This is a genomic window from Shewanella spartinae (assembly GCF_019457555.1).
GTDB lineage: Bacteria > Pseudomonadota > Gammaproteobacteria > Enterobacterales > Shewanellaceae > Shewanella > Shewanella loihica.
On record NZ_CP080418.1, the window covers coordinates 819,768 to 838,912 of the forward strand.

Below are 19,145 nucleotides of genomic sequence, written 5' to 3' on the forward strand. Positions count from 1 at the left end.
TAAATGATGACTATGCTACTGGCCTGCCTACTCTTTGCCATGTTGCTTCCCTACCTGGCCAAGGTGCCCGTGGCCATGGCGATGGCAAAGCAGGGTGGCTATGACAATGCCTATCCCAGAACTCAGCAGGCGCAGCTGACCGGCTTCGGCGCCCGCGCCTTGGCGGCCCACCAGAACGCCTTCGAGTCCCTGCTGGTCTTCGCCGTGGCGGCGCTGACCGTGATTGCACGCGACAAGGTCGACGACACTGTCGGTCTGTTAGCCCTGGTGCATGTGCTGGCAAGATGTGCCTATCATCTCCTCTACCTGCTGGATAAGAGCACCCTGCGTTCCCTTTCCTGGTTTGTGGCCATTATCGCCGCCTTCGCCATCTTCGCCCGGGCGTTTTAACTCCTTCCTCAATGCCCACTCAGTGGGTTCGACATGAGCGCAGCTCTTTACCCTCTGTGGTTGGGGCTGACGCTTACTAGCTCGCTAATCTTTCAAGCGTTTTAACGCTCTATCCGGCTTTCTCCAGTGTCCGTACTTTTTCACGTGTCCGGCTTTCCTCATATGCGGACACTCGGGGAAAATGACCGGACACTTTTGCGGGTGTCCGCGGACACTTTCATGGAATGCTTAGCGGACATCCTTATTTAAGTCATTGAAAATTAGTGAATATAAAAGTTGGCACGGCAATTGTAATCCTAATGGGCAGAAATCGACTCGGTCGAGTAACGGACACTGTTAGGGATAAACAATGATTAAAGATACCAGCGCACAAGATAAGCAAGTTGCCCCCAGCCTGGGACGTCGCATCAAATGGCCTGTCACTATCGGCGCAGGCGTTCTCCTGGTTTCTGGTCTGGTGTGGGCCAGCGTCAGTGGCAGCAGCGTGAGCGAGTCTATCGACCGTAGCGAGCTGCGTTTTGCCACTTTGGAACGCGGTACCTTAGTGCGTGATATCGCCTCTACCGGCAAGATAGTCGCCGCCAACGCCCCTATCCTCTACGCCCCAGAGAAGGGCACAGTGACCCTAATCGCCAACCCGGGTGACAAGGTGGAGCAGGGCCAGGTGGTCGCCACCATAGAGAGCCACAGCCTGACCAACAACCTCAAGCAGCAACAGGCGCTGCTGGAAGGGATGCAGAGCAGCCTGGAGCGTGCCCGTCTCGACGCCCGCCGCGATCAGCTTAAGGCGATACAGACCCTGGACATGGCTAAGGTGGATCTCGAGGCGGCGGATCGCGAGAGTCGCCGTGGCGACCAGCTGATCGAGTCTAGCCTGATCTCTAAGATAGATTATGAGAAGAGCAAGGATGAGCTGCACAAGGCCAAGCTGCTCTACGCTCACGCCCTGCAGGAAGCCGAGCTGATGAAAGATACCTTGAGTTTTGAGCTGAAAAACAAGGCCTCAGAGGTGGATCGTCAGGCCCTGGTGGTCGCCGAGCTTGAACGTCAGGTGGCGGCGCTGAACATCACGGCCCCCGTCGGCGGCATCATAGGTAACTGGTTGACGGAGCAGAAGGCCCGTATCGGCCAGAGCCAGCCCATATTGACCGTGGTGGATCTCAGCGCTTTCGAGGCCGAGCTGGCGGTGCCTGAATCCTACGCCGACGAGCTGGGGATTGGCATGGATGTCGAGCTTAACTTCGGTGGCCAGCTGGTGATGGGCAAGCTGTCGGCCATCTCTCCCGAGGTGCGTAACCGTGAGGTGACTACCCGAGTGCGCTTCGAGCAGCAAGCTGCCCTGCACCTGCGTCAGAACCAGCGTTTGTCTGCCCGCGTCCTATTGGAAAATCGTCCCGACGTGCTCATGGTCAAGCGTGGTCCCTTCGTCAACAGTGGCGGCGGCACCCTGGTCTATGCCGTCAAGAACGACCTGGCCGAGCGCACCGAGATCCAACTGGGTGCCCGCAGCATGAGCCACATAGAGGTGGTCTCGGGCGGTGAGGTCGGCGACCAGTGGATCATCTCCTCTACCGACGCCTTTAAGAATGCCGAACAAGTATTGATCCGCTAAGGAGCGAAGCGATGAAGACCCTGATGATAAAGCTACATCCAGAACGAGTGGTCGCAGGACTGGCCTTACTGCTCCTGCTGGTGGCGACTCAGGTCTATACCCAGGATGCCTCAGACTGGTTTCTGCTCGGGCTCAACATATTAGAAGCGACCGGCATGCACGGGCAGCCGGTCGATAGTAACCAACTTCCCGACGTCGCCAGAGTTGGCGGTGATTTAACTCAATGGTTATTGGCCCGATTGTCCTAGTTCGTCCGGGCATAGGCGCAATAACAAACTGAATAACGCGATACAAAAACAAAGGAAACAACCCATGTTAACGATGAAAAATATCAACAAGGTGTTTAAAACGGATTTGGTGGAAACCCATGCGTTACGGGATTTCAATCTCGAGGTTAAGGAAGGTGAGTTTGTCGCCGTCACCGGGCCGTCTGGTTCGGGCAAGACCACCTTTCTCAACATCGCCGGCCTGTTAGAGGGCTTTACTAACGGCGAATATCATCTGGACGATGTCAACATCTCCAACCTGAGCGATAACAAGGCGGCCGCCATTCGCAACGAGAAGATAGGCTTCATCTTTCAGGGCTTTAACCTGATCCCTGACCTTAACCTGGCGGAGAATGTCGAGGTGCCACTGCGCTATCGCGGCTTCAACGCCAAGGAGCGTCAGCGCCGCGTGAAGGCCGCGCTGGAGCAAGTGGGCTTGGGGGCACGTATGAAGCATCTACCATCGCAGCTTTCCGGTGGTCAGCAGCAGCGTGTGGCGATTGCCCGCGCCCTGGCTGGCGAACCAAGATTTCTCCTCGCCGACGAGCCAACAGGTAACTTGGACAGCCTGATGGCTCGTCAGGTGATGGAGCTTTTAGAAGAGATCAACAAGGCGGGCACCACCATCATCATGGTGACTCACGATCCCGAATTGGCGCGCCGCGCCCAGCGCAACATTCAGATCGTCGACGGTCAGGTGTGTGACTTCACCCTGTACCAGGGCGGTCAGTCGCACCTGGTCGATACGGCCGAAAAAGTGGCCAGCTAAGGAGAGCAAGCATGTTTCTATATTACGTCGATCTCGCCTGGCGCAGCATACGCAAGACGCCGATTCTGTCGCTGCTCATGGTGCTGGCCATCTCTGTGGGGATAGGCATCACCATCACTACGCTGAACGTCTACAGCATGATGGCCTATAACCCGGCCGGTGAGCGCTCCGAGCAGCTCAACGCGATTCAGCTCTGGTCACAGGGCCCGGATTCCTGGGACGACTTTCATCGCCTGGTCACCTATCAAGATGCGATGAACCTGCGTAAGGGCAATGTGGCTAAGGCCCAGGCGGCCATGTTCCGTAGCGGCATGGCGGTGCAGACAGACGATCCTGAGGTGTTGCCAAGGTTGCAGGGTATCAGGGTAACGGATGGCGACTTCTTCAAGATGTTTGAGGTGCCCTTTGTCTTTGGCAATCGCTGGGACAAGGCGGTGGATCTCGACCCTGCCTATCAGGCGGTGATCGGCGAGAAGCTTAACCAGAAGCTGTTTGGCGGCGAGAATAGTGTGGGCAAGACCATCTACCTCAACCGTAAGCCCTATCAGGTGGTGGGTGTGATCGGCGACTGGAATCCTCAGCCTAAGTATTACGATCCGACCAGTGGCGCCTTCGCCAAATCGGAGCAGATCTATATTCCATTTTCGCTGGCGGCAAACGAAGAGTTTAGCGTCTGGGGCAACTCGTCGGGTTGGAAACATGAGCCGATGAACAACTATCAGGACAGGTTGAATTCGGAGAAGGTGTGGTTGGAGTACTGGACCTATCTGCCAACGAGTGAAGATCGCGCCGCCTACAAGAGCTATCTGGCCAACTATGTGGAGCAGCAGAAGGAGTTGGGCCGTTTCACCGATAACAAGTCACCTGTGGATTCAGTGCTCATGTCTGATGTCGCCGGCTGGTTGGAGCGCAGCCATGTGGTGCCTGAAGATAACAAGATTCTGGTGGGACTGAGCGCCTTGTTCCTCAGCGTCTGCCTGATCAATATTCTCGGCCTGATGCTGACCAAGTTTCTCAAGCGTGCGCCCGAGGTGGGTGTCAGACGTGCCATCGGGGCCAGCCGGGGACAGATCTTCTCTCAGTACATGGTGGAAGTGGGCGTCATCGGCCTGTTTGGTGGCCTGGTGGGACTGCTATGGGCCTGGGGCGCCCTCTACGCCCTGTCGGCACGCTTCGGCGTCTCCGAGGGACTGACCCATCTCTCGATGAGCATGTGGTTGATCACCCCAACCATTGCCGTGGGCACCGCACTGCTGGCCGGACTCTATCCTGCCTGGGTGGTGTGTCGCACTAAACCAAGTGTCTACTTGAAGAGCCAATAAGGGATTGAAAATGCTTAACATTAAACCAATTTTTAGCAGCTTGCTCCGCAGTAAGAGTGGCCCGGTATTGCTACTGGTGCAGATTATCCTGTCGGTGGCCATAGTCGCCAACGCCAGTTTCATCATCCATGAGCGTCTCGAGCTGATGCAGCGTGACTCAGGGATTAATGAAGAGGAGGTGTTGACCTTTAGTGTGTTTAACTTCGATCCCAGCATAGATATCGAGCAGCAGAACAAGATAGATCAGCAGATCCTGCGCGGTTTGCCTAACGTGCAGGCGGCCACCTCTACCAACATGTTGCCCCTGAGCGGCAGTGGTTGGTCGAGTACCCTTAACCTGGGGCCGGATCCTGAGACAGCCAAGTCGACACCTCAGTTTGCCATGTACCTGGGCACAGAGCATACCGTTAAGACGCTTGGGCTCAAGCTCATCGAGGGACGCAACTTCTATGCCGATGAGATCAATAAGAGTGTTAACGATCCCGGTAAACTGGCGATCATCTCCAAGGCGTTTGGTGAGGCTGTATGGCCGGGTGAGTCGGCCATCGGCAAGTTGCTCTATGTGGATGATGAGCAGCTTGAGGTGATAGGCGTGGTGGAGAAGTTTCAGGGCGCCTGGGTCGACAGCGATGAGCTGGAATACAGTGTGATCCATAATGTCGATTTTGCGGGATATACCTACATGGTGCGCGCCGAAGTGGGTCAGCACAAGGCGTTGCAAGATGCCATCACCAAGGCCTTGATGAAGGAGAACCCTAACCGGGTGATCGATGACTTCCAGTCTGTCGCCGAGGTGAAAAAGCGCTCCTACCGGGATCACGAGCTGATGATAACCGTGCTCTCCATGATGGTGGTCCTGCTGCTGTTGATCACTAGCCTGGGCCTGACAGGTATGGTGATGTTCAATATCCAGCGCCGTACCAAGCAGATAGGTACTCGCCGCGCCCTGGGAGCGACCAAGGGGGATATCCTCAGCCTCTTCCTGGTGGAGAACTACCTCATCTGTCTCTCGGGTGGCGTATTAGGGGCCAGCCTGGCGGTGCTGCTGGGGCAGCAGCTGATGAAGTACTATGATCTGCCGCAGCTCAACCTGCTCTACCCGCTCATGACGGTAGTGGGCATGATGCTGGTGACCACAGTGGCCGTGGTACTGCCGGCGCGCAAGGCGGCGAACATCTCGCCGGCCATGGCGACCCGCAGCGTCTAAGCCTAGTCTTTAACTCACGGCGCTAAACAAGAGACACCGAAAGCGTTTGCCCTTTTCATCGGCGGCGCTTTCGGTTAGTTTGTTGCTCTGCAAGTAAAAAGTTAATAAGAATATATGGATACGATTCTCATCGTCGACGACAATCAGGCAGTATGCAGCGCGCTCTCCCTGATGCTCGAACTCAATGGATTTAAGACCCTAACTTGTTTCTCCCCGGAGGACGCACTGGGCCTGGTGGCCGAGCAGGAGATCGCCCTGGTGATCCAGGACATGAACTTCACCCAGGACACCACCTCGGGCGAGGAGGGCAAGCGCCTGTTCTACGATATCCGTGCCTGCCAGCCCCAGCTACCCATCATACTCCTGACCGCCTGGACTCAGCTGGAGCTGGCGGTGGAGCTGGTGAAGGAGGGGGCCGCCGACTACATGGGCAAGCCCTGGGACGACGATAAGCTGCTCAACAGCGTCAACAACTTGATATCGCTCCACGCCCTGTCGCGGCAGAATTCGCAGCTGGCGCGCTCCGAGCATGAGCGGATGTCGGCGATCAAGGATGCCGATCTGTGCGGCATCGTCTTCGGCAGCGGCGCCATGCAGCGCTGTATCGATCTGGCGCTGCAGATAGCCAAGTCCGACGTATCTGTGTTGATCACCGGCCCCAACGGCGCCGGTAAGGACAAGCTGGCGGACATACTGCACGCCAACTCCCCCCTCAAACATAAGCCCTTCATCAAGGTGAATATCGGCGCACTGCCGATGGAGCTGCTGGAGGCAGAGCTGTTTGGCGCCGAGGCGGGCGCCTTTACCGGGGCCAACAAGGCGCGCATCGGCCGCTTCGAGGCAGCCGACGGTGGCACCCTGTTTCTCGACGAGATAGGCAACCTGCCGCTGTCGGGTCAGGTGAAGCTGCTGCGGGTGTTGCAGACCGGCGAGTTCGAGCGTCTGGGCAGCCATCAGACCCGTAAGGTCAAGGTGCGGGTGATCAGCGCCACCAATGCGGATCTTGCCGAGGATATCGCCAGCGGTCGTTTCCGCGAGGATCTCTTCTATCGCCTCAATGTGATCGAGCTGGCCTTGCCGCCTCTCAATCAGCGCCAGGACGATATCCTGCCCCTGGTGAATCACTTCATCGGTCAGGACTTTAGCCTGAGTAAGCCGACCCAGCAGGCGCTGGTCGGCTACCCTTGGCCGGGCAATGTGCGCGAGCTGGAGAACGCCTGTAAGCGGGCGGTGATCCTGGCCGCCAGCCCCACGCTGACCATGGCCGATTTTGGTTTAAAGCCTGTGAGTGGTTTAAATCCTGTGAGCGGCGCGTCAGCCACCGCCTCTGAGTCCACGCCGAGTTCGGTCATTGCGCAGCAGATTCCAGCTCAGCAACCGGCTCAGCAAGAGTCTCTGCAACAGGTCGGGGGGGCGCAAGTCTCGACTCCCGCCGAGTCCCAGGAAGTTAACAGGTCTCAAGCCTACGAGCCTACCGGGGCCGATATCGAGCTGGCGCTGGCGGAGCATAATGGGGTGATCGCCCGGGTGGCCAAGTCCCTGGGGCTGAGCCGTCAGGCGCTCTATCGCCGCATGGAAAAATTTGGGATCGAGAAATAATGCCGACGCTGCGCACTAAGCTCATCTGGGGCAATGTGATTGTCAGTCAGCTGGCCCTTGCCCTGTTTATCCTGCTACTCAAGATGCTGGCGCCAGAGCTGTATCAGGAGGTGGCGCCTGAGCTGATAGTCGCCTGCCTGCTGCTGTCCGGCGGCTTTGCCTGGCTGCTCAGCCGCTGGCTCACCCGAGGGCTGTCGACCAGCCTCAAGGCCCTGGAGGTTGGGCTGCTCAACATCAAAGACAATGATTTCAGTGTGAACATTCCTGTGACGGGGGACAGCCAGCTTAAGGCGCTGGCCAGCCTGTTTAACGAGTCGGCGGCCGTGCTGCGCCGCGAGCGTCAGTATATCTATCAGCGTGAGCTGCTGCTGGATAAGGTGATCCAGAGCTCGCCTAACGTCATGGTGCTGCTGGACGATCGCCAGCGCATCATCTACGCCAATGACGCCGCGCGCCACCTGTTTGCCCAGGGGGCGCGTATCGAGGGCAGCATGTTAGATGAGTTGCTGGACGGCGTCAGCGAGGAGCTGGCCGGCGCGGTCAACAATCCCAAGGGCGGGCTGTTTACCCTGGCGAGTGTGGAAGAGGGCGGTGAAGATGAAACCTGGCATCTCTCCCGTGGACGCTTCCTGCTCAACGGTCAGTATCACCATCTCATTCTGCTCAAGCAGATGACCCGTGAGCTGAACCGTCAGGAGGTGGCGGTATGGAAGAAGGTGATCCGCATCATCAGCCACGAGCTTAACAACTCGGTGGCGCCCATCGCTTCTATGGTCAACTCGGGCCGCAAGCTCACCGAGCCGTTGGATGACCCTAAGCTTAAGCTTATCTTCGACACCATAGAGGACAGGACTAGCCACCTGAGCCAGTTTATCTTCAATTATGCTCGCTTCGCCAAGTTGCCCCTGCCCAAGAAGAGCGAGGTGGATTGGCACAAGTTGGTGACTCAGCTGGCCGAGTATTTCCGTTTCAGTCTGGTGGGGGAGCTGCCACTACGCAGCGGTTATTTCGACCTGATTCAGCTGGAGCAGGTGCTGCTGAATCTACTCAAGAACGCCCATGAGTCGGGCTCGCCCGAGGAGTCGGTAAGCCTAAGCGTCAGGGAGCAAGGCCTGGCCGATGGCAGCGACGGGGTGACTATCGAGATAACCGATGAGGGTAGCGGCATGTCGCCGGAGGTATTGACCCAGGCGCTGCTGCCTTTCTACTCCACCAAGCAGTCGGGTACCGGCCTTGGCCTGCCATTGTGTAGGGAGATCATCGAAGCCCACGACGGCCGCATCAGTCTGCACAATCGCGAGCACAAGGGGCTGCTGGTACGGATCTGGCTGCCCTATGATCTGGCTCAGCAGCTCGGGCAGGCAAGCGCCTAAACAAGCTGCTTAAACAAGAATCTTAGAGACAAAAACACCGCCAATTGGCGGTGTTTTTTATCTGGCAAAGCCGTTTACTAACGCTGTTAGTCTTCTACCTGCCAGTCGATGGTTTCACCGGCGCGGATCGGCACTACACCTGTGTCGCCCAGCGGATAGGTGGCGGGCACCTCCCAGCTGCGTTTCACTAGTGTGATGCTGTCTGTGTTGCGCGGCAGACCGTAGAAGTCTGGGCCGTTGAAGCTGGCGAAGGCCTCTAATTTGTCTAAAGCGCCCACCGATTCGAACGCCTCGGCGTAGAGCTCGATGGCGGCGTGAGCCGTGTAAGAACCGGCGCAGCCACAGGCGGCCTCTTTACGGTCCTTGGCGTGGGGCGCCGAATCTGTGCCCAGGAAGAACTTCTTGCTGCCACTGGCGGCCGCCGCCAGCAGAGCCTGCTGATGGGTGTTGCGCTTCAGGATAGGCAGACAGTAGAAGTGCGGACGAATACCACCGGCCAGCATATGGTTACGGTTGTAGAGCAGGTGATGGGCCGTGATGGTGGCGGCCACGTTGTCGGAGGCGCCCATGACGAAATCCACCGCATCTTTGGTGGTGATATGTTCCAGCACTATCTTGAGTGACGGGAAGTCGGCAACCACCTGCTTGAGGGTGTTGTTGATGAAGGTGGCCTCGCGATCGAAGATGTCGATGCTCGAATCTGTCACCTCGCCGTGTACCAGGAAGAGCATGCCCACTTCCTGCATCGCTTCCAGCACAGGGTAGATGTTCTTCACATCAGTGACGCCCGAGTCTGAGTTAGTGGTCGCGCCCGCAGGGTATAGCTTGGCGGCCACCACCTTGCCCGACGCCTTGGCGGCGCGGATATCCTCGGCCGTGGTGTTGTCGGTGAGGTAGAGCACCATCAGCGGCTCGAAGTTGGTGGTGCAGACCGCCTTGATGCGCTCGTAGTAGGCCAGTGCCGAGTCGACATTGGTGGCCGGTGGCACCAGGTTAGGCATGATGATGGCGCGGCCCATGTAGCGGCCAGTGTCTCTTACGGTATCGGTCAGCACGTCACCATCGCGTAGGTGAACATGCCAGTCGTCGGGTCGGGTAATGGTTAATTTGGTCATCGAGGACTCTTTCTTTTGCGTGGACTGGCTGGATCTTATGTGGCTGGCCAGGGCCTGTAAAGGGCAAACTGAGTTTTATCCTCGGGATAAAGGTGGACAATATTTAATAAAGTCTTGCTCACTTTGCCATCGAGATCACTGTTTTTATCATTCGCTTAGATTTTTCTAATAAAAGGAATTTGCATGTAATGGCGAATGTAATACACTTTCGGCCAAGGTCTGTTTAGTGCAGTAGGAGAAGCATTGAGATGAAGAAGATACTGATCATTGGCGGCGTCGCGGGTGGCGCATCGGCGGCGGCAAGGGCGCGTAGACTCAGCGAAACTGCTGAAATCATTATGTTTGAGCGCGGCGAGTATGTCTCCTTTGCCAACTGTGGCCTGCCCTATCATATCAGTGGTGAGATCGCTCAGCGCAGCGCCTTAGTACTGCAGACGCCAGAGAGCTTCAAGGCCAGATTCAATGTCGAGGTGCGGGTTAAGCATGAGGTGGTCGCCATAGATCGCGCCGCCAAGTTGGTGACCGTCAGACGACTGCTCGATGGCAGCGAATACCAGGAAAGTTATGACACCCTGCTGCTCAGCCCTGGCGCGGCGCCAATCGTGCCGCCGATACCGGGTGTGGATAATCCGCTCACCCATTCCCTGCGCAATATTCCCGACATGGATAGAATCCTGCAGACGATCCAGATGAATAATGTCGAGCATGCCACAGTGGTTGGCGGCGGCTTTATCGGCCTGGAGATGATGGAGTCACTGCATCATCTGGGGATCAAGACCACTTTGCTTGAGCTTGCCGATCAGGTGATGACGCCTGTGGATCGCGAGATGGCAGGCTTTGCTCATCAGGCAATCCGTGACCAGGGCGTAGATCTGCGTCTGGGTACGGCCCTGTCAGAGGTGAGCTACCAGGTGCAGACCCATGTGGCCAGTGACGCCGCCGGTGAAGACACGGCCCATCAACACATCAAGGGGCACTTGAGTCTGACCCTGAGCAACGGCGAGCTGCTGGAGACAGATCTATTAATCATGGCCATCGGCGTGCGCCCCGAGACTCAGCTGGCCCGCGATGCCGGGTTAGCCATCGGCGAGCTTGGTGGCATCAAGGTCAACGCCATGATGCAGACCAGTGATCCCGCCATCTACGCCGTGGGTGACGCCGTCGAAGAGCAAGACTTTGTGACCGGTAAGGCCTGCCTGGTGCCGCTGGCGGGCCCGGCGAACCGTCAGGGCCGTATGGCGGCCGACAATATGTTTGGCCGCGAGGAGCGGTATCAGGGCACCCAGGGTACGGCGATCTGTAAGGTGTTCGATCTCGCGGTGGGTGCCACGGGCAAGAACGAGAAGCAGCTCAAGCAATCGGGTATCGCCTTCGAGAAGGTGTACGTGCATACCGCCAGCCACGCCAGCTACTATCCTGGCGCCGAGGTGGTCTCCTTCAAGCTGCTGTTTGACCCGGTTAAGGGCACCATCTTTGGCGCCCAGGCCGTGGGTAAGGATGGTATCGACAAGCGTATCGATGTGATGGCGGTGGCCCAGCGCGCCGGCATGACGGTCGAGCAGCTACAGCACCTGGAGCTTAGCTACGCGCCGCCCTATGGCAGTGCCAAGGATGTGATCAATCAGGCGGCCTTTGTGGCCAGCAACATCATCAAGGGCGATGCGACGCCGATCCATTTCGACCAGATAGACAATCTCAGCGAAGATCAGCTGCTGCTGGATGTGCGTAACCCTGGCGAGCTGCAGAATGGCGGCCTGGAAGGCGCGGTTAACATTCCCGTGGATGAGCTGCGCGATCGCATGCATGAGCTGCCAAAAGATAAGGAGATCATCATCTTCTGTCAGGTGGGTCTGCGGGGCAACGTGGCCTATCGTCAGCTGGTCAACAATGGCTACCGCGCCCGTAACCTGATCGGCGGCTACCGCACCTACAAGTTCGCCAGCGTGTAAACGCTTTATTGATAAATGATTTAGTAATCAATAGGCGGGGCGCATAGCCCCGTCTCTTTCCCTTTGCGACAGATGAAAGAGGTACTCGATGTTTTCATCACTCGCTATCGCCCTGTGCGGTGGTCTCTTGATTGGCTTGGCGGCAAGCCTGCTCCTGGTCGTTAACGGCCGCATCGCCGGTATCAGCGGTATTATTTCTGGCGGCCTGTGGCGCCGCGGCTCGGGCCTGTTTGGCTGGCAGTTCTATTTTCTCGCGGGTCTGGTGCTCAGTGGCCTGCTGCTGGCCGAGCCGTTAAAGGCCTGGCTGGCTATCGAACCAGTGGTGCTGAGTGAGCTTGGTATAGCCGCGCCGACCCTGCTGCTATCGGCGCTACTGGTTGGACTCGGCTGCAGCCTGGGTAACGGCTGTACCAGTGGCCATGGCATCTGCGGCATAGGTCGTCTGTCGCCGCGCTCCATCGCCGCGACCCTGGTCTTCATGCTGGTGGGTGTCATCGCCGCCGTGCTGCTGAACTAGGAGGGGCTATGCGTAACTTATTTGCCTTACTCTCTGGCCTGCTGTTTGGTGCCGGTCTGCTGCTCTCCGGCCTTGCGGATCCCGCCAAGGTGCTTGCCTTCTTAGATATCAGTGGCGTGGTCAACGGCCATTGGGACCCTAGCCTGATGCTGGTGATGGGCGGCGCCCTTGGGGTCTATCTGCCCGTCTATCTGCTGTGGGTAAAACCCAGAATGGCGCGCAATCAAGGCCCTGTGCTGGACAGCCAATATCATCTGCCTAGCAAGACCCGCATCGATGGGCCGCTCATCGTTGGCGCCGCCCTGTTTGGTCTGGGTTGGGGGATGCTCGGCATCTGCCCCGGGCCTGCCGTGGTCAATCTGGCGAGCCTGGATCCCATGGCGCTGGCCTTCATGGCGACCATGGTCTTGGGGGCCTACCTGGGACGCCTGATAAACAAAATGATCGCCCGCAGGTTGCCAGGGCCGGTTGAGGCCTAAGCGGCTTATTTTTATGTAAAAGTGCTTGGCAGTATCACGCTTTGATGCTTAGCTAGTAGGCAGAAGTTAGGCTGGATCTATAAGGCTATTGCTTTAATTCCTGACACGAGTGACGGCATGAGTATTAGCATGAGTTCTGGCCAGCTACCCTGGTGGAGGCTGCTATGCACTCGTTTCTGTTTCGACAACCCTTTGCTACGCTGGCGGCGAGCCGGTTTGCTTTTGCATTAGCGATTCCGTTAATTATTTCTTCAGCGATTTTATCTCAGTCAGGCCTGCGCCATGGCTGAGATGTCGCTTCCGCTCCTCCTCATCATATTCCTGGCTATCGGCCTGATAGCCGTTGCGGCATGCATGCTTGTTTTGCGCTTTATCCGCAGGCGCCCCGGCGTCGACTTTTCTACCTTGGAAAACTCTATCGAGGATGGTCTGATCCTTATCGACGAGCAGGCGAAGATCTTGGCCCATAACGCCCAGGCCGCAGCCTTGATGAAGGCCGAGGGAAGTGACCTCGCAGGGCTGCCCCTCAGCCTCTGGCTCAAGGATTCTAGCGGCGAGCAGCTGCAGGTGTTCGCCGACCGTCAGCTTGGCACTAGCCAGAACCTAGGCCTTGAGATCTTAAGCTTTACCCGACTGGCCTGTGAGCCCAGGGGGCTGCTGCTCTTGGTGCGTCATCACAACCTGGAACAGGACATTCGTCAGGATATCGCCCGTTATCACCACAGCCAGTATTTCGCCAAGATAGGCACCTGGGACTGGCAGGTGGGCACAGACACCCTCTATTGGTCCGATGCCATCTTCGGCATCTTCGGTTATAAGCTGGGGGAGGTCACCCCTAGCTATGAGTTCTTCTACTCCAGGGTGCATCCCGAGGACCGTGACAAGGTGAAGGCGGGGGAGGCGCGCTGCATCGCCACCGGCGAGAACCATGACGAGGAGTATCGCATCCTCTGGCCCGATGGCTCTGTGCACTGGGTGCGCGAGACGGGCAACCTGGTGAAGGATAGCGATGGCCAGCTGCTGAAGATGGTGGGCGTGGTGCGCGATATCACCCAGGAGAAGGCGCTGCATCATAAGCTCGAAAAGATGGCCCACCAGGACCCCTTAACCGGACTGCCAAACCGGCTGCAACTCGAGCTGCGCCTGAGTGAGGCGATTCGTGAGGCGTCGCAGTGTGGTGGTCGCCTGGGGCTTATCTTCATCGACCTTAATCAGTTTAAGGCGATCAACGATAGCCTGGGGCATCAGGTGGGGGATCGCGTCTTGATGACGGCGGCAGCTAGGCTGCAGAGCCTTAAGGGGTCAGAGGATCTGGTGGCTCGCATCGGCGGCGACGAGTTTGTGATGCTATTGCCCCAGTGGCCAGCTGATAAGCCGTTAGATGAGGAGGCGGCGCGTCTGGCCGAGGCGCTGTTTGAGCGATTCGCTGAGCCTGTTATTCAGACCGGCAGGGGAATAGCGGCCAGCATAGGTTTCGCCATCTATCCGGATCATGCCGGCCACATGGATGCGCTGCTGCATGTGGCCGATCAGGCCATGTATATCGCCAAGGGGCGCGGGGATAACCAATATCATCTGGGGCCGGATCACCGCATGGATCTCGGCCACCGTCTGGCCCGTTAAGGGGGATTACCCCCTATCCTGTTAGCCTTGAGCGGTTTCCAGTGCCGGGCTAATTGCGGGCTCAGGCTGGCGACGCAGGAAGAGGGCGTAATACCAGGTTAGCGCCGAGAACCAGGAGATGGTGAGGGTCCAGACATCGTGGGAGATGAAGTGGGCGCCCCTGAGCTGCTGGGCGATGCCGAAGGTGAGCCCAAGCAGCAGACCGAAACCAAGGCCGAACCAACGATAGCGCGGCGCGTAGGCCAGGGCGAAGAAATAGAGCGCCACCCAGGCATAGCCGCCGCTGGAGTGACCGGCAGGGAAACACTGACCCGGCGAATTGGCATCAAACTGACCCGAGAACAGCGAGAAATAATCCGCGCGGCCACCGAAGATCTTCAGATGCCAGGGGCAGTCCAGGTGTACGAACGACTTGCCTAGCCTCACCAGCAGTACGCTGCTCAGCACACTCATGAAGAGAAACACCAGGCCTCTGCGATAGCTGGCCAGGGCAGGTCTCTTATAGCTAAGTCCCAGCAGGGTGAGGACGGTGACTCCAAGTAAGATCACTAAGTTACGACCGCCGACATGGATCAGATTCTCCGTGACCCAGGCGTTGCGTAGCGGCCAGCCATCGACGCCGCCCTCGAGACGAAACAGCCACTGACCCAGGGCGATATCCAGATGAAATAGTTCTATCAGGCTGACGGCCAGTAGGAAGCAGACGGCGGGCAGCATGAGATGATAGCGCCAGAAGGCGGGTGAGCTAGCAGTGTCCAATGACTTAGCAATCGACATAGAAAAGTGTCCCATCGGCACCTAAAGTCTGGTGCAAAGATAAAAAAATTCAGGCTAGGACAAGAGTCTAGGGGGAGGGGCGTGAATTATATGTGAATTACCCGGCCCCATGGGGGCCGGTTGGTGCCTAGGGTCGGGATTTAGCTGTGGCGCTTAATCTGTTACTTGGTTTGGCTTGCCAGTCGAATTTAGCCGCTAGCTGGGCTGGTTGGCGGCGGCTTTGATCGCCTCTGCCAGCGCCAGCACGCCGTTGGTGCGCGATGGGCTCAGCTGACCGCTCAGCCCCAGTCGGTCGAAGTACTCGTGTAGATCTAAGGCGGCTATGGTTTTCTTATCCTGCCCCTGCACTGCGGTGAGCAGCAGGGCGATCAGCCCCTTGACGATGCGGGCATCGCTGTCGGCCAGGTAGTAGTGTCTGCCATCTATCTCCTTGTGATAGAGCCAGGCGTTGCTCTCGCAGCCTCTGACCTGGGCAGACTCTTGTCGAAGTTTCTCATCCAGCGGCGGCAGGCGTTTACCCAAAAGCATGAGGGCGCGGTAGCGCTCCTGCCAGTTGGCGGCCTGGGTGAAGCTTGGCAGTATCTCCTGGGGATCCAGAATTAGGCCGGTAAAGGCCTCAGTGGATGGGCTTGGCTTGTTATCATTCATTTGGACATTGTCTCATACATTTAAAGCAGCAGCTCTTTTACCGATTTTAGTGCCTGGATGAAGCGATCGACATCTTCATCATTGCTATAGACGCCGAGGGAGGCTCGGCAGCAGCCTGACAGCCCTAGGGTCTGCATCAGGGGCATGGCGCAGTGATGGCCGCAGCGCACAGCGATCCCCTGTTGATCCAGCAAGATCCCCACATCTTGGTGATGCTCGCCGGTGAGGTTAAAGGCCACGGCGCCGATATTGTCCTGGTGGGCGCCGTAGAGGCTGATGCCACCCAATGCCCTGAGCTCATCCTGAAGACGGTTCAGCAGGGCCTGCTCATGGGCCCTGAGTTCGGCGCGGGGCAGGGACTGGATAAAGTCGATGGCGGCCCCCAGACCTATCACCTCGGCGATGGGCGGTGTGCCTGCCTCCAGACGGTTGGGCAGGATATTAAATGTGGTGCCTTCGAAGCTCACCTGCTTGATCATCTCGCCGCCGGTGAGCAGGGGCTCGAGCTTGTCGAGCGCTGCATAGCGGCCATATAAGATGCCTATACCCGTCGGGCCATACATCTTGTGGCCGGAGAAGAGGTAGAAGTCGCAATCCAGGGCCTGCATATCCACCTCTAGATGGGCGATCGCCTGGGCGCCGTCGATAAGCGTCAGTGCGCCGACCGCCTTGGCCTGAGCGATCATCTCTTTAACGGGATTGACCGTGCCCAGCACGTTGGAGACATGGCTGAGGGCGACGACACTCGGCTTACGGGCAAGCAGCTGTCGGTAGGCCTCCTGGTCGAGGCGCGCCTCGTCCGTGAGCGGAATGGGCACTATCTCGGCGCCGGTTTGCTTGGCCAGCATCTGCCAGGGCACTATGTTGGCGTGGTGGGCGGCGCTGTCTAACAGAATCAGATCCCCAGCCTTTAGCTGGCTGGCCAGCCCCAGGGCCACCAGGTTAATCCCCTCTGTGGTGCCATGGGTAAAGATGATCTCTTCGCGGCGGTCTGCCTTAATGAAAGCCTTTACCTTGTCGCGCACCGCCTCATATTGGCTGGTGGCGCGGGCAGACAGCTGATGGGCGGCGCGGTGCACGTTGGCATTATCCGCCTGATAGTAGCGGCCCATGGCGTCGATCACCCCTTGGGGTTTCTGACTGGTCGCGGCCGTATCCAGATACACCAACGGATAGTCGCCGAGTGACTGGGTGAGGGCGGGAAACTGGCTGCGCAGCTGGCTAAATTCCATCGATTGGGTCCGTCGCGTGGTTCAAACAAAAAAGGCGCTCAGATCTTGGGAGATCTCAGCGCCTAATGCAAGTTCAATTAGCCTTTTAGGGCATCTCTACGGATTTAGGGGCAGGGAATGCGGTAGATGGCCGCCAACTCGTCGATTCGGCCCATCAACTCGTCGCTTAGGCTGACCGAGGTGCTGTCGATATTCTCTTTCAGCTGCTCTAGGTTGGTCGCGCCTATGATGTTACTGCCGACGAAGCGGCGGCCGTTGACGAAGGCCAGCGCCATCTGCGCCGGGTTGAGGTTGAACTCCCGCGCCAGCTCCACATAGGCCTGGGTGGCATCCAGGGCCATCTGCGAGCCTGTGTAGCGGGCGAAGCGCTTAAACAGCGTGAGTCTCGCCCCCTCTGGCCATTGGCCGCCTATGTATTTGCCGCTCAAGGCGCCAAATGCCAGTGGCGAATAGGCAAGCAGTGGCAGCTCTTCCCTGTGGGCGATCTCCGCCATGCCCACCTCGAAGCTGCGATTAAGCAGGTTATAGGGATTCTGTACGCTGATGATGCGCGGCAGGCCATGCTTCTCCGCCAGCTGCAGATACTTCATCAATCCCCAGGGGGTCTCGTTGGAGACGCCTATGTAACGGATCTTCCCGGCCTTGATCAGATCGGCCAGGGCCTCCAGGGTCTCTACTATAGGGGTGAGCTTCTCATCATCCTGCTGCTCATAAAAGAGCTCGCCGAAGAAGTTGGTGTTGCGATCCGGCCAGTGCAGTTGATAGAGATCTATGGTCTCAATCTGCAAGCGTTCCAAGGAGTCGTTGACCGCCTGGTGGATGTTGCGCCAGTCCAGCGCCATGTTCTGGCGGATATAGTCGCTCTTGCCGCCGGGGGCCGCCACCTTGGTAGCGATAATGAGATCGTCACGCTTGCCCCTGGCCTTGAGGTAGTTACCCAGGATACGTTCTGTCTCGCCCTGAGTCTCGGCCTTGGGCGGCACAGGGTACATCTCGGCGGTATCGATAAAGTTGATGCCCTGTCCGATGGCGTAGTCGAGCTGCTCGAAGGCCTGGGCCTGAGTATTCTGTTCACCCCAGGTCATGGTGCCCAGGCAAATTTTACTGACGTCTAAGCTGGAATGGGGGAGTCTTGTATAGTCCATTCAAATCTCCAGAATGCGCAAGGATTACCCCAGAGGCTAGCAAGCTTTTTTAGGAAACACTAGATAAATTACTTCATGGTGAAGTAACAAAATATCTCAATGATTTTCTTGAATTTTTAATGGCTAAAGTTTAATCAGCATAGGCATTTCACAGGCATCGTGGCCCGTGTTGCCAAGGGGGGCATCCAGGTGCTCGAACCCCAGTTTCTCATAGAGGCAGACCGCTTCACTCAGGCAGGCGGTGGTCTCCAGATAACACTGGCTGAATCCCTGGCTACGGGCAAACTCGAACGCCTGCAGTGCCATGCGTTTGGCAAAGCCCTTGCCCCTGAGTTTGGGATCGAAATACATCTTCTGTAGCTCACAGACCTCATCGTGACCCGGTAGGGGAGCGATCCCCACGCCGCCCAGCACCAGGCCCTTGTAGTCGACCACCCAGTAGTGGGCCTTGTCGGCCTGATAGACGCTGTAGAGATCGTCTAGGGTCGGGTCGGCGACGCTGTAGCCCTTATCCGGTGTCAGGCCATATTCGGCGGAGACGTTGCGGATCACCCGGGCGATATGGGGGTTATCCTCCTGGGTGAGGCTGCGGATAGTGTAGCCCTGCTGGGCGCTGGCCAGATCCATGGCGCGGGTATATTGGCGCAGGCTGGCTTCCAGCTGGGCGATCTGCTCGGGCGAGAGTTGGGCCAGGATCTCCTGGTACATCTTGTTCTGTTGCTCGTTCAGGCTGTTGAGTTGGCGTTTACCCTGAGCCGTGAGTTGGCACAGCGAGCTGCGACTGTCTCTGGGGTTGTTGCGACTCTTGGCAAAGCCCTTGTCACACAGCTGGCTCACGGCGCGGCTGGCATTGGACTTGTCGATATTCAGGGCCAGGGCCAGCTGCTTTATCGACAGCTCCTGGGTGCTGAGCTCGATCAAAGCGTGGGCCTGCACCGGCGACAGCGGCTGATCGCCGCAGGCGGAGTTGAGCATGCCCAGCTGCCTCACCAGTTGCCTCGACAGGCTGCGCAGTGACGAGCAGGTCTGGGGCAGTTCGACGGCCTGAGCGAGACAGGCATCATCGAGCATCGAAGGACAAGATTGTGACATGGTTAAGATCCGAGTGAGCTATATAGTTGC

The 19,145-nt window shown here is 57.8% G+C and carries 18 protein-coding genes; 12 read left to right on the forward strand and 6 right to left on the reverse strand.

Going from position 1 to position 19,145, the window contains the following annotated elements:
• Nucleotides 1-6: 6 nt before the first annotated feature.
• From K0I31_RS03670 to K0I31_RS03705, 8 genes are all read left to right on the forward strand, one after another.
• On the forward strand, nt 7-390 hold the full coding sequence (locus K0I31_RS03670; protein WP_220080769.1) for an MAPEG family protein: 384 nt from the start codon (nt 7-9) through the stop codon (nt 388-390).
• A gap of 349 nt (nt 391-739) precedes the next feature.
• Nucleotides 740-2,002, forward strand: coding sequence for an efflux RND transporter periplasmic adaptor subunit (locus tag K0I31_RS03675; RefSeq protein ID WP_220079945.1), 1,263 nt, complete (start codon nt 740-742; stop codon nt 2,000-2,002).
• 11 nt (nt 2,003-2,013) lie between these two features.
• Nucleotides 2,014-2,250, forward strand: a complete 237-nt coding sequence (locus tag K0I31_RS03680) for a hypothetical protein (protein WP_220044297.1) — start codon at nt 2,014-2,016, stop codon at nt 2,248-2,250.
• Between the two features lie 64 nt (nt 2,251-2,314).
• On the forward strand, nt 2,315-3,037 hold the full coding sequence (locus K0I31_RS03685; RefSeq protein WP_011864529.1) for an ABC transporter ATP-binding protein: 723 nt from the start codon (nt 2,315-2,317) through the stop codon (nt 3,035-3,037).
• 11 nt (nt 3,038-3,048) lie between these two features.
• Complete coding sequence (locus K0I31_RS03690) at nt 3,049-4,359, forward strand: ABC transporter permease (protein WP_220079946.1); 1,311 nt, start codon at nt 3,049-3,051, stop codon at nt 4,357-4,359.
• A 10-nt stretch (nt 4,360-4,369) separates the two neighbouring features.
• Complete coding sequence (locus tag K0I31_RS03695) at nt 4,370-5,566, forward strand: ABC transporter permease (protein ID WP_220079947.1); 1,197 nt, start codon at nt 4,370-4,372, stop codon at nt 5,564-5,566.
• Nucleotides 5,567-5,680: 114 nt separating this feature from the next.
• The gene (locus K0I31_RS03700; RefSeq protein ID WP_220079948.1) at nt 5,681-7,165 is read left to right on the forward strand and encodes a sigma-54-dependent transcriptional regulator; all 1,485 of its coding nucleotides are present in this window, start codon (nt 5,681-5,683) and stop codon (nt 7,163-7,165) included.
• Nucleotides 7,165-8,538, forward strand: coding sequence for a sensor histidine kinase (locus tag K0I31_RS03705; protein ID WP_220079949.1), 1,374 nt, complete (start codon nt 7,165-7,167; stop codon nt 8,536-8,538). The genes K0I31_RS03700 and K0I31_RS03705 overlap by 1 nt, the downstream gene beginning before the upstream one ends.
• Nucleotides 8,539-8,624: 86 nt before the next feature.
• Here K0I31_RS03705 and pyrC read toward each other — a convergent pair whose 3' ends face one another.
• Nucleotides 8,625-9,653 (reverse strand): dihydroorotase, encoded by a 1,029-nt coding sequence (pyrC, locus tag K0I31_RS03710; protein ID WP_011864534.1) that lies wholly within the window; start codon nt 9,651-9,653, stop codon nt 8,625-8,627.
• Nucleotides 9,654-9,901: 248 nt separating this feature from the next.
• Here pyrC and K0I31_RS03715 point away from each other — a divergent pair, with 248 nt between their 5' ends.
• The 4 genes from K0I31_RS03715 (at nt 9,902) to K0I31_RS03730 (ending at nt 14,221) form a co-directional block, all read left to right on the forward strand.
• Nucleotides 9,902-11,602 carry an FAD-dependent oxidoreductase gene (locus K0I31_RS03715; RefSeq protein WP_220079950.1) on the forward strand — a complete coding sequence of 567 codons (1,701 nt, stop codon included), beginning with the start codon at nt 9,902-9,904 and terminating at the stop codon, nt 11,600-11,602.
• 88 nt (nt 11,603-11,690) lie between these two features.
• Nucleotides 11,691-12,119: a YeeE/YedE family protein gene (locus K0I31_RS03720; RefSeq protein ID WP_220079951.1), complete on the forward strand. Its 429-nt coding sequence runs from the start codon at nt 11,691-11,693 to the stop codon at nt 12,117-12,119.
• An 8-nt stretch (nt 12,120-12,127) separates the two neighbouring features.
• Entirely contained in the window at nt 12,128-12,598 is a 471-nt protein-coding gene (locus K0I31_RS03725) for a YeeE/YedE family protein (RefSeq protein WP_220079952.1), read from the forward strand.
• A gap of 354 nt (nt 12,599-12,952) precedes the next feature.
• Nucleotides 12,953-14,221 (forward strand): diguanylate cyclase domain-containing protein, encoded by a 1,269-nt coding sequence (locus tag K0I31_RS03730; RefSeq protein ID WP_220079953.1) that lies wholly within the window; start codon nt 12,953-12,955, stop codon nt 14,219-14,221.
• Nucleotides 14,222-14,242: 21 nt separating this feature from the next.
• Here the strand turns inward: K0I31_RS03730 and K0I31_RS03735 are convergent, their stop codons facing one another.
• The 5 genes from K0I31_RS03735 to K0I31_RS03755 all read right to left on the reverse strand — a co-directional run bounded on the left by K0I31_RS03735 (nt 14,243) and on the right by K0I31_RS03755 (nt 19,115).
• Complete coding sequence (locus tag K0I31_RS03735) at nt 14,243-14,998, reverse strand: phosphatase PAP2 family protein (RefSeq protein WP_220079954.1); 756 nt, start codon at nt 14,996-14,998, stop codon at nt 14,243-14,245.
• Nucleotides 14,999-15,193: 195 nt separating this feature from the next.
• On the reverse strand, nt 15,194-15,646 hold the full coding sequence (locus K0I31_RS03740) for a SufE family protein (protein ID WP_220079955.1): 453 nt from the start codon (nt 15,644-15,646) through the stop codon (nt 15,194-15,196).
• A gap of 20 nt (nt 15,647-15,666) precedes the next feature.
• The gene (locus tag K0I31_RS03745) at nt 15,667-16,878 is read right to left on the reverse strand and encodes a cysteine desulfurase (protein WP_220079956.1); all 1,212 of its coding nucleotides are present in this window, start codon (nt 16,876-16,878) and stop codon (nt 15,667-15,669) included.
• Between the two features lie 104 nt (nt 16,879-16,982).
• Nucleotides 16,983-18,023 (reverse strand): NADP(H)-dependent aldo-keto reductase, encoded by a 1,041-nt coding sequence (locus K0I31_RS03750; RefSeq protein ID WP_220079957.1) that lies wholly within the window; start codon nt 18,021-18,023, stop codon nt 16,983-16,985.
• A gap of 123 nt (nt 18,024-18,146) precedes the next feature.
• Nucleotides 18,147-19,115, reverse strand: a complete 969-nt coding sequence (locus tag K0I31_RS03755) for a bifunctional helix-turn-helix transcriptional regulator/GNAT family N-acetyltransferase (protein WP_258406566.1) — start codon at nt 19,113-19,115, stop codon at nt 18,147-18,149.
• Nucleotides 19,116-19,145 lie beyond the last annotated feature (30 nt).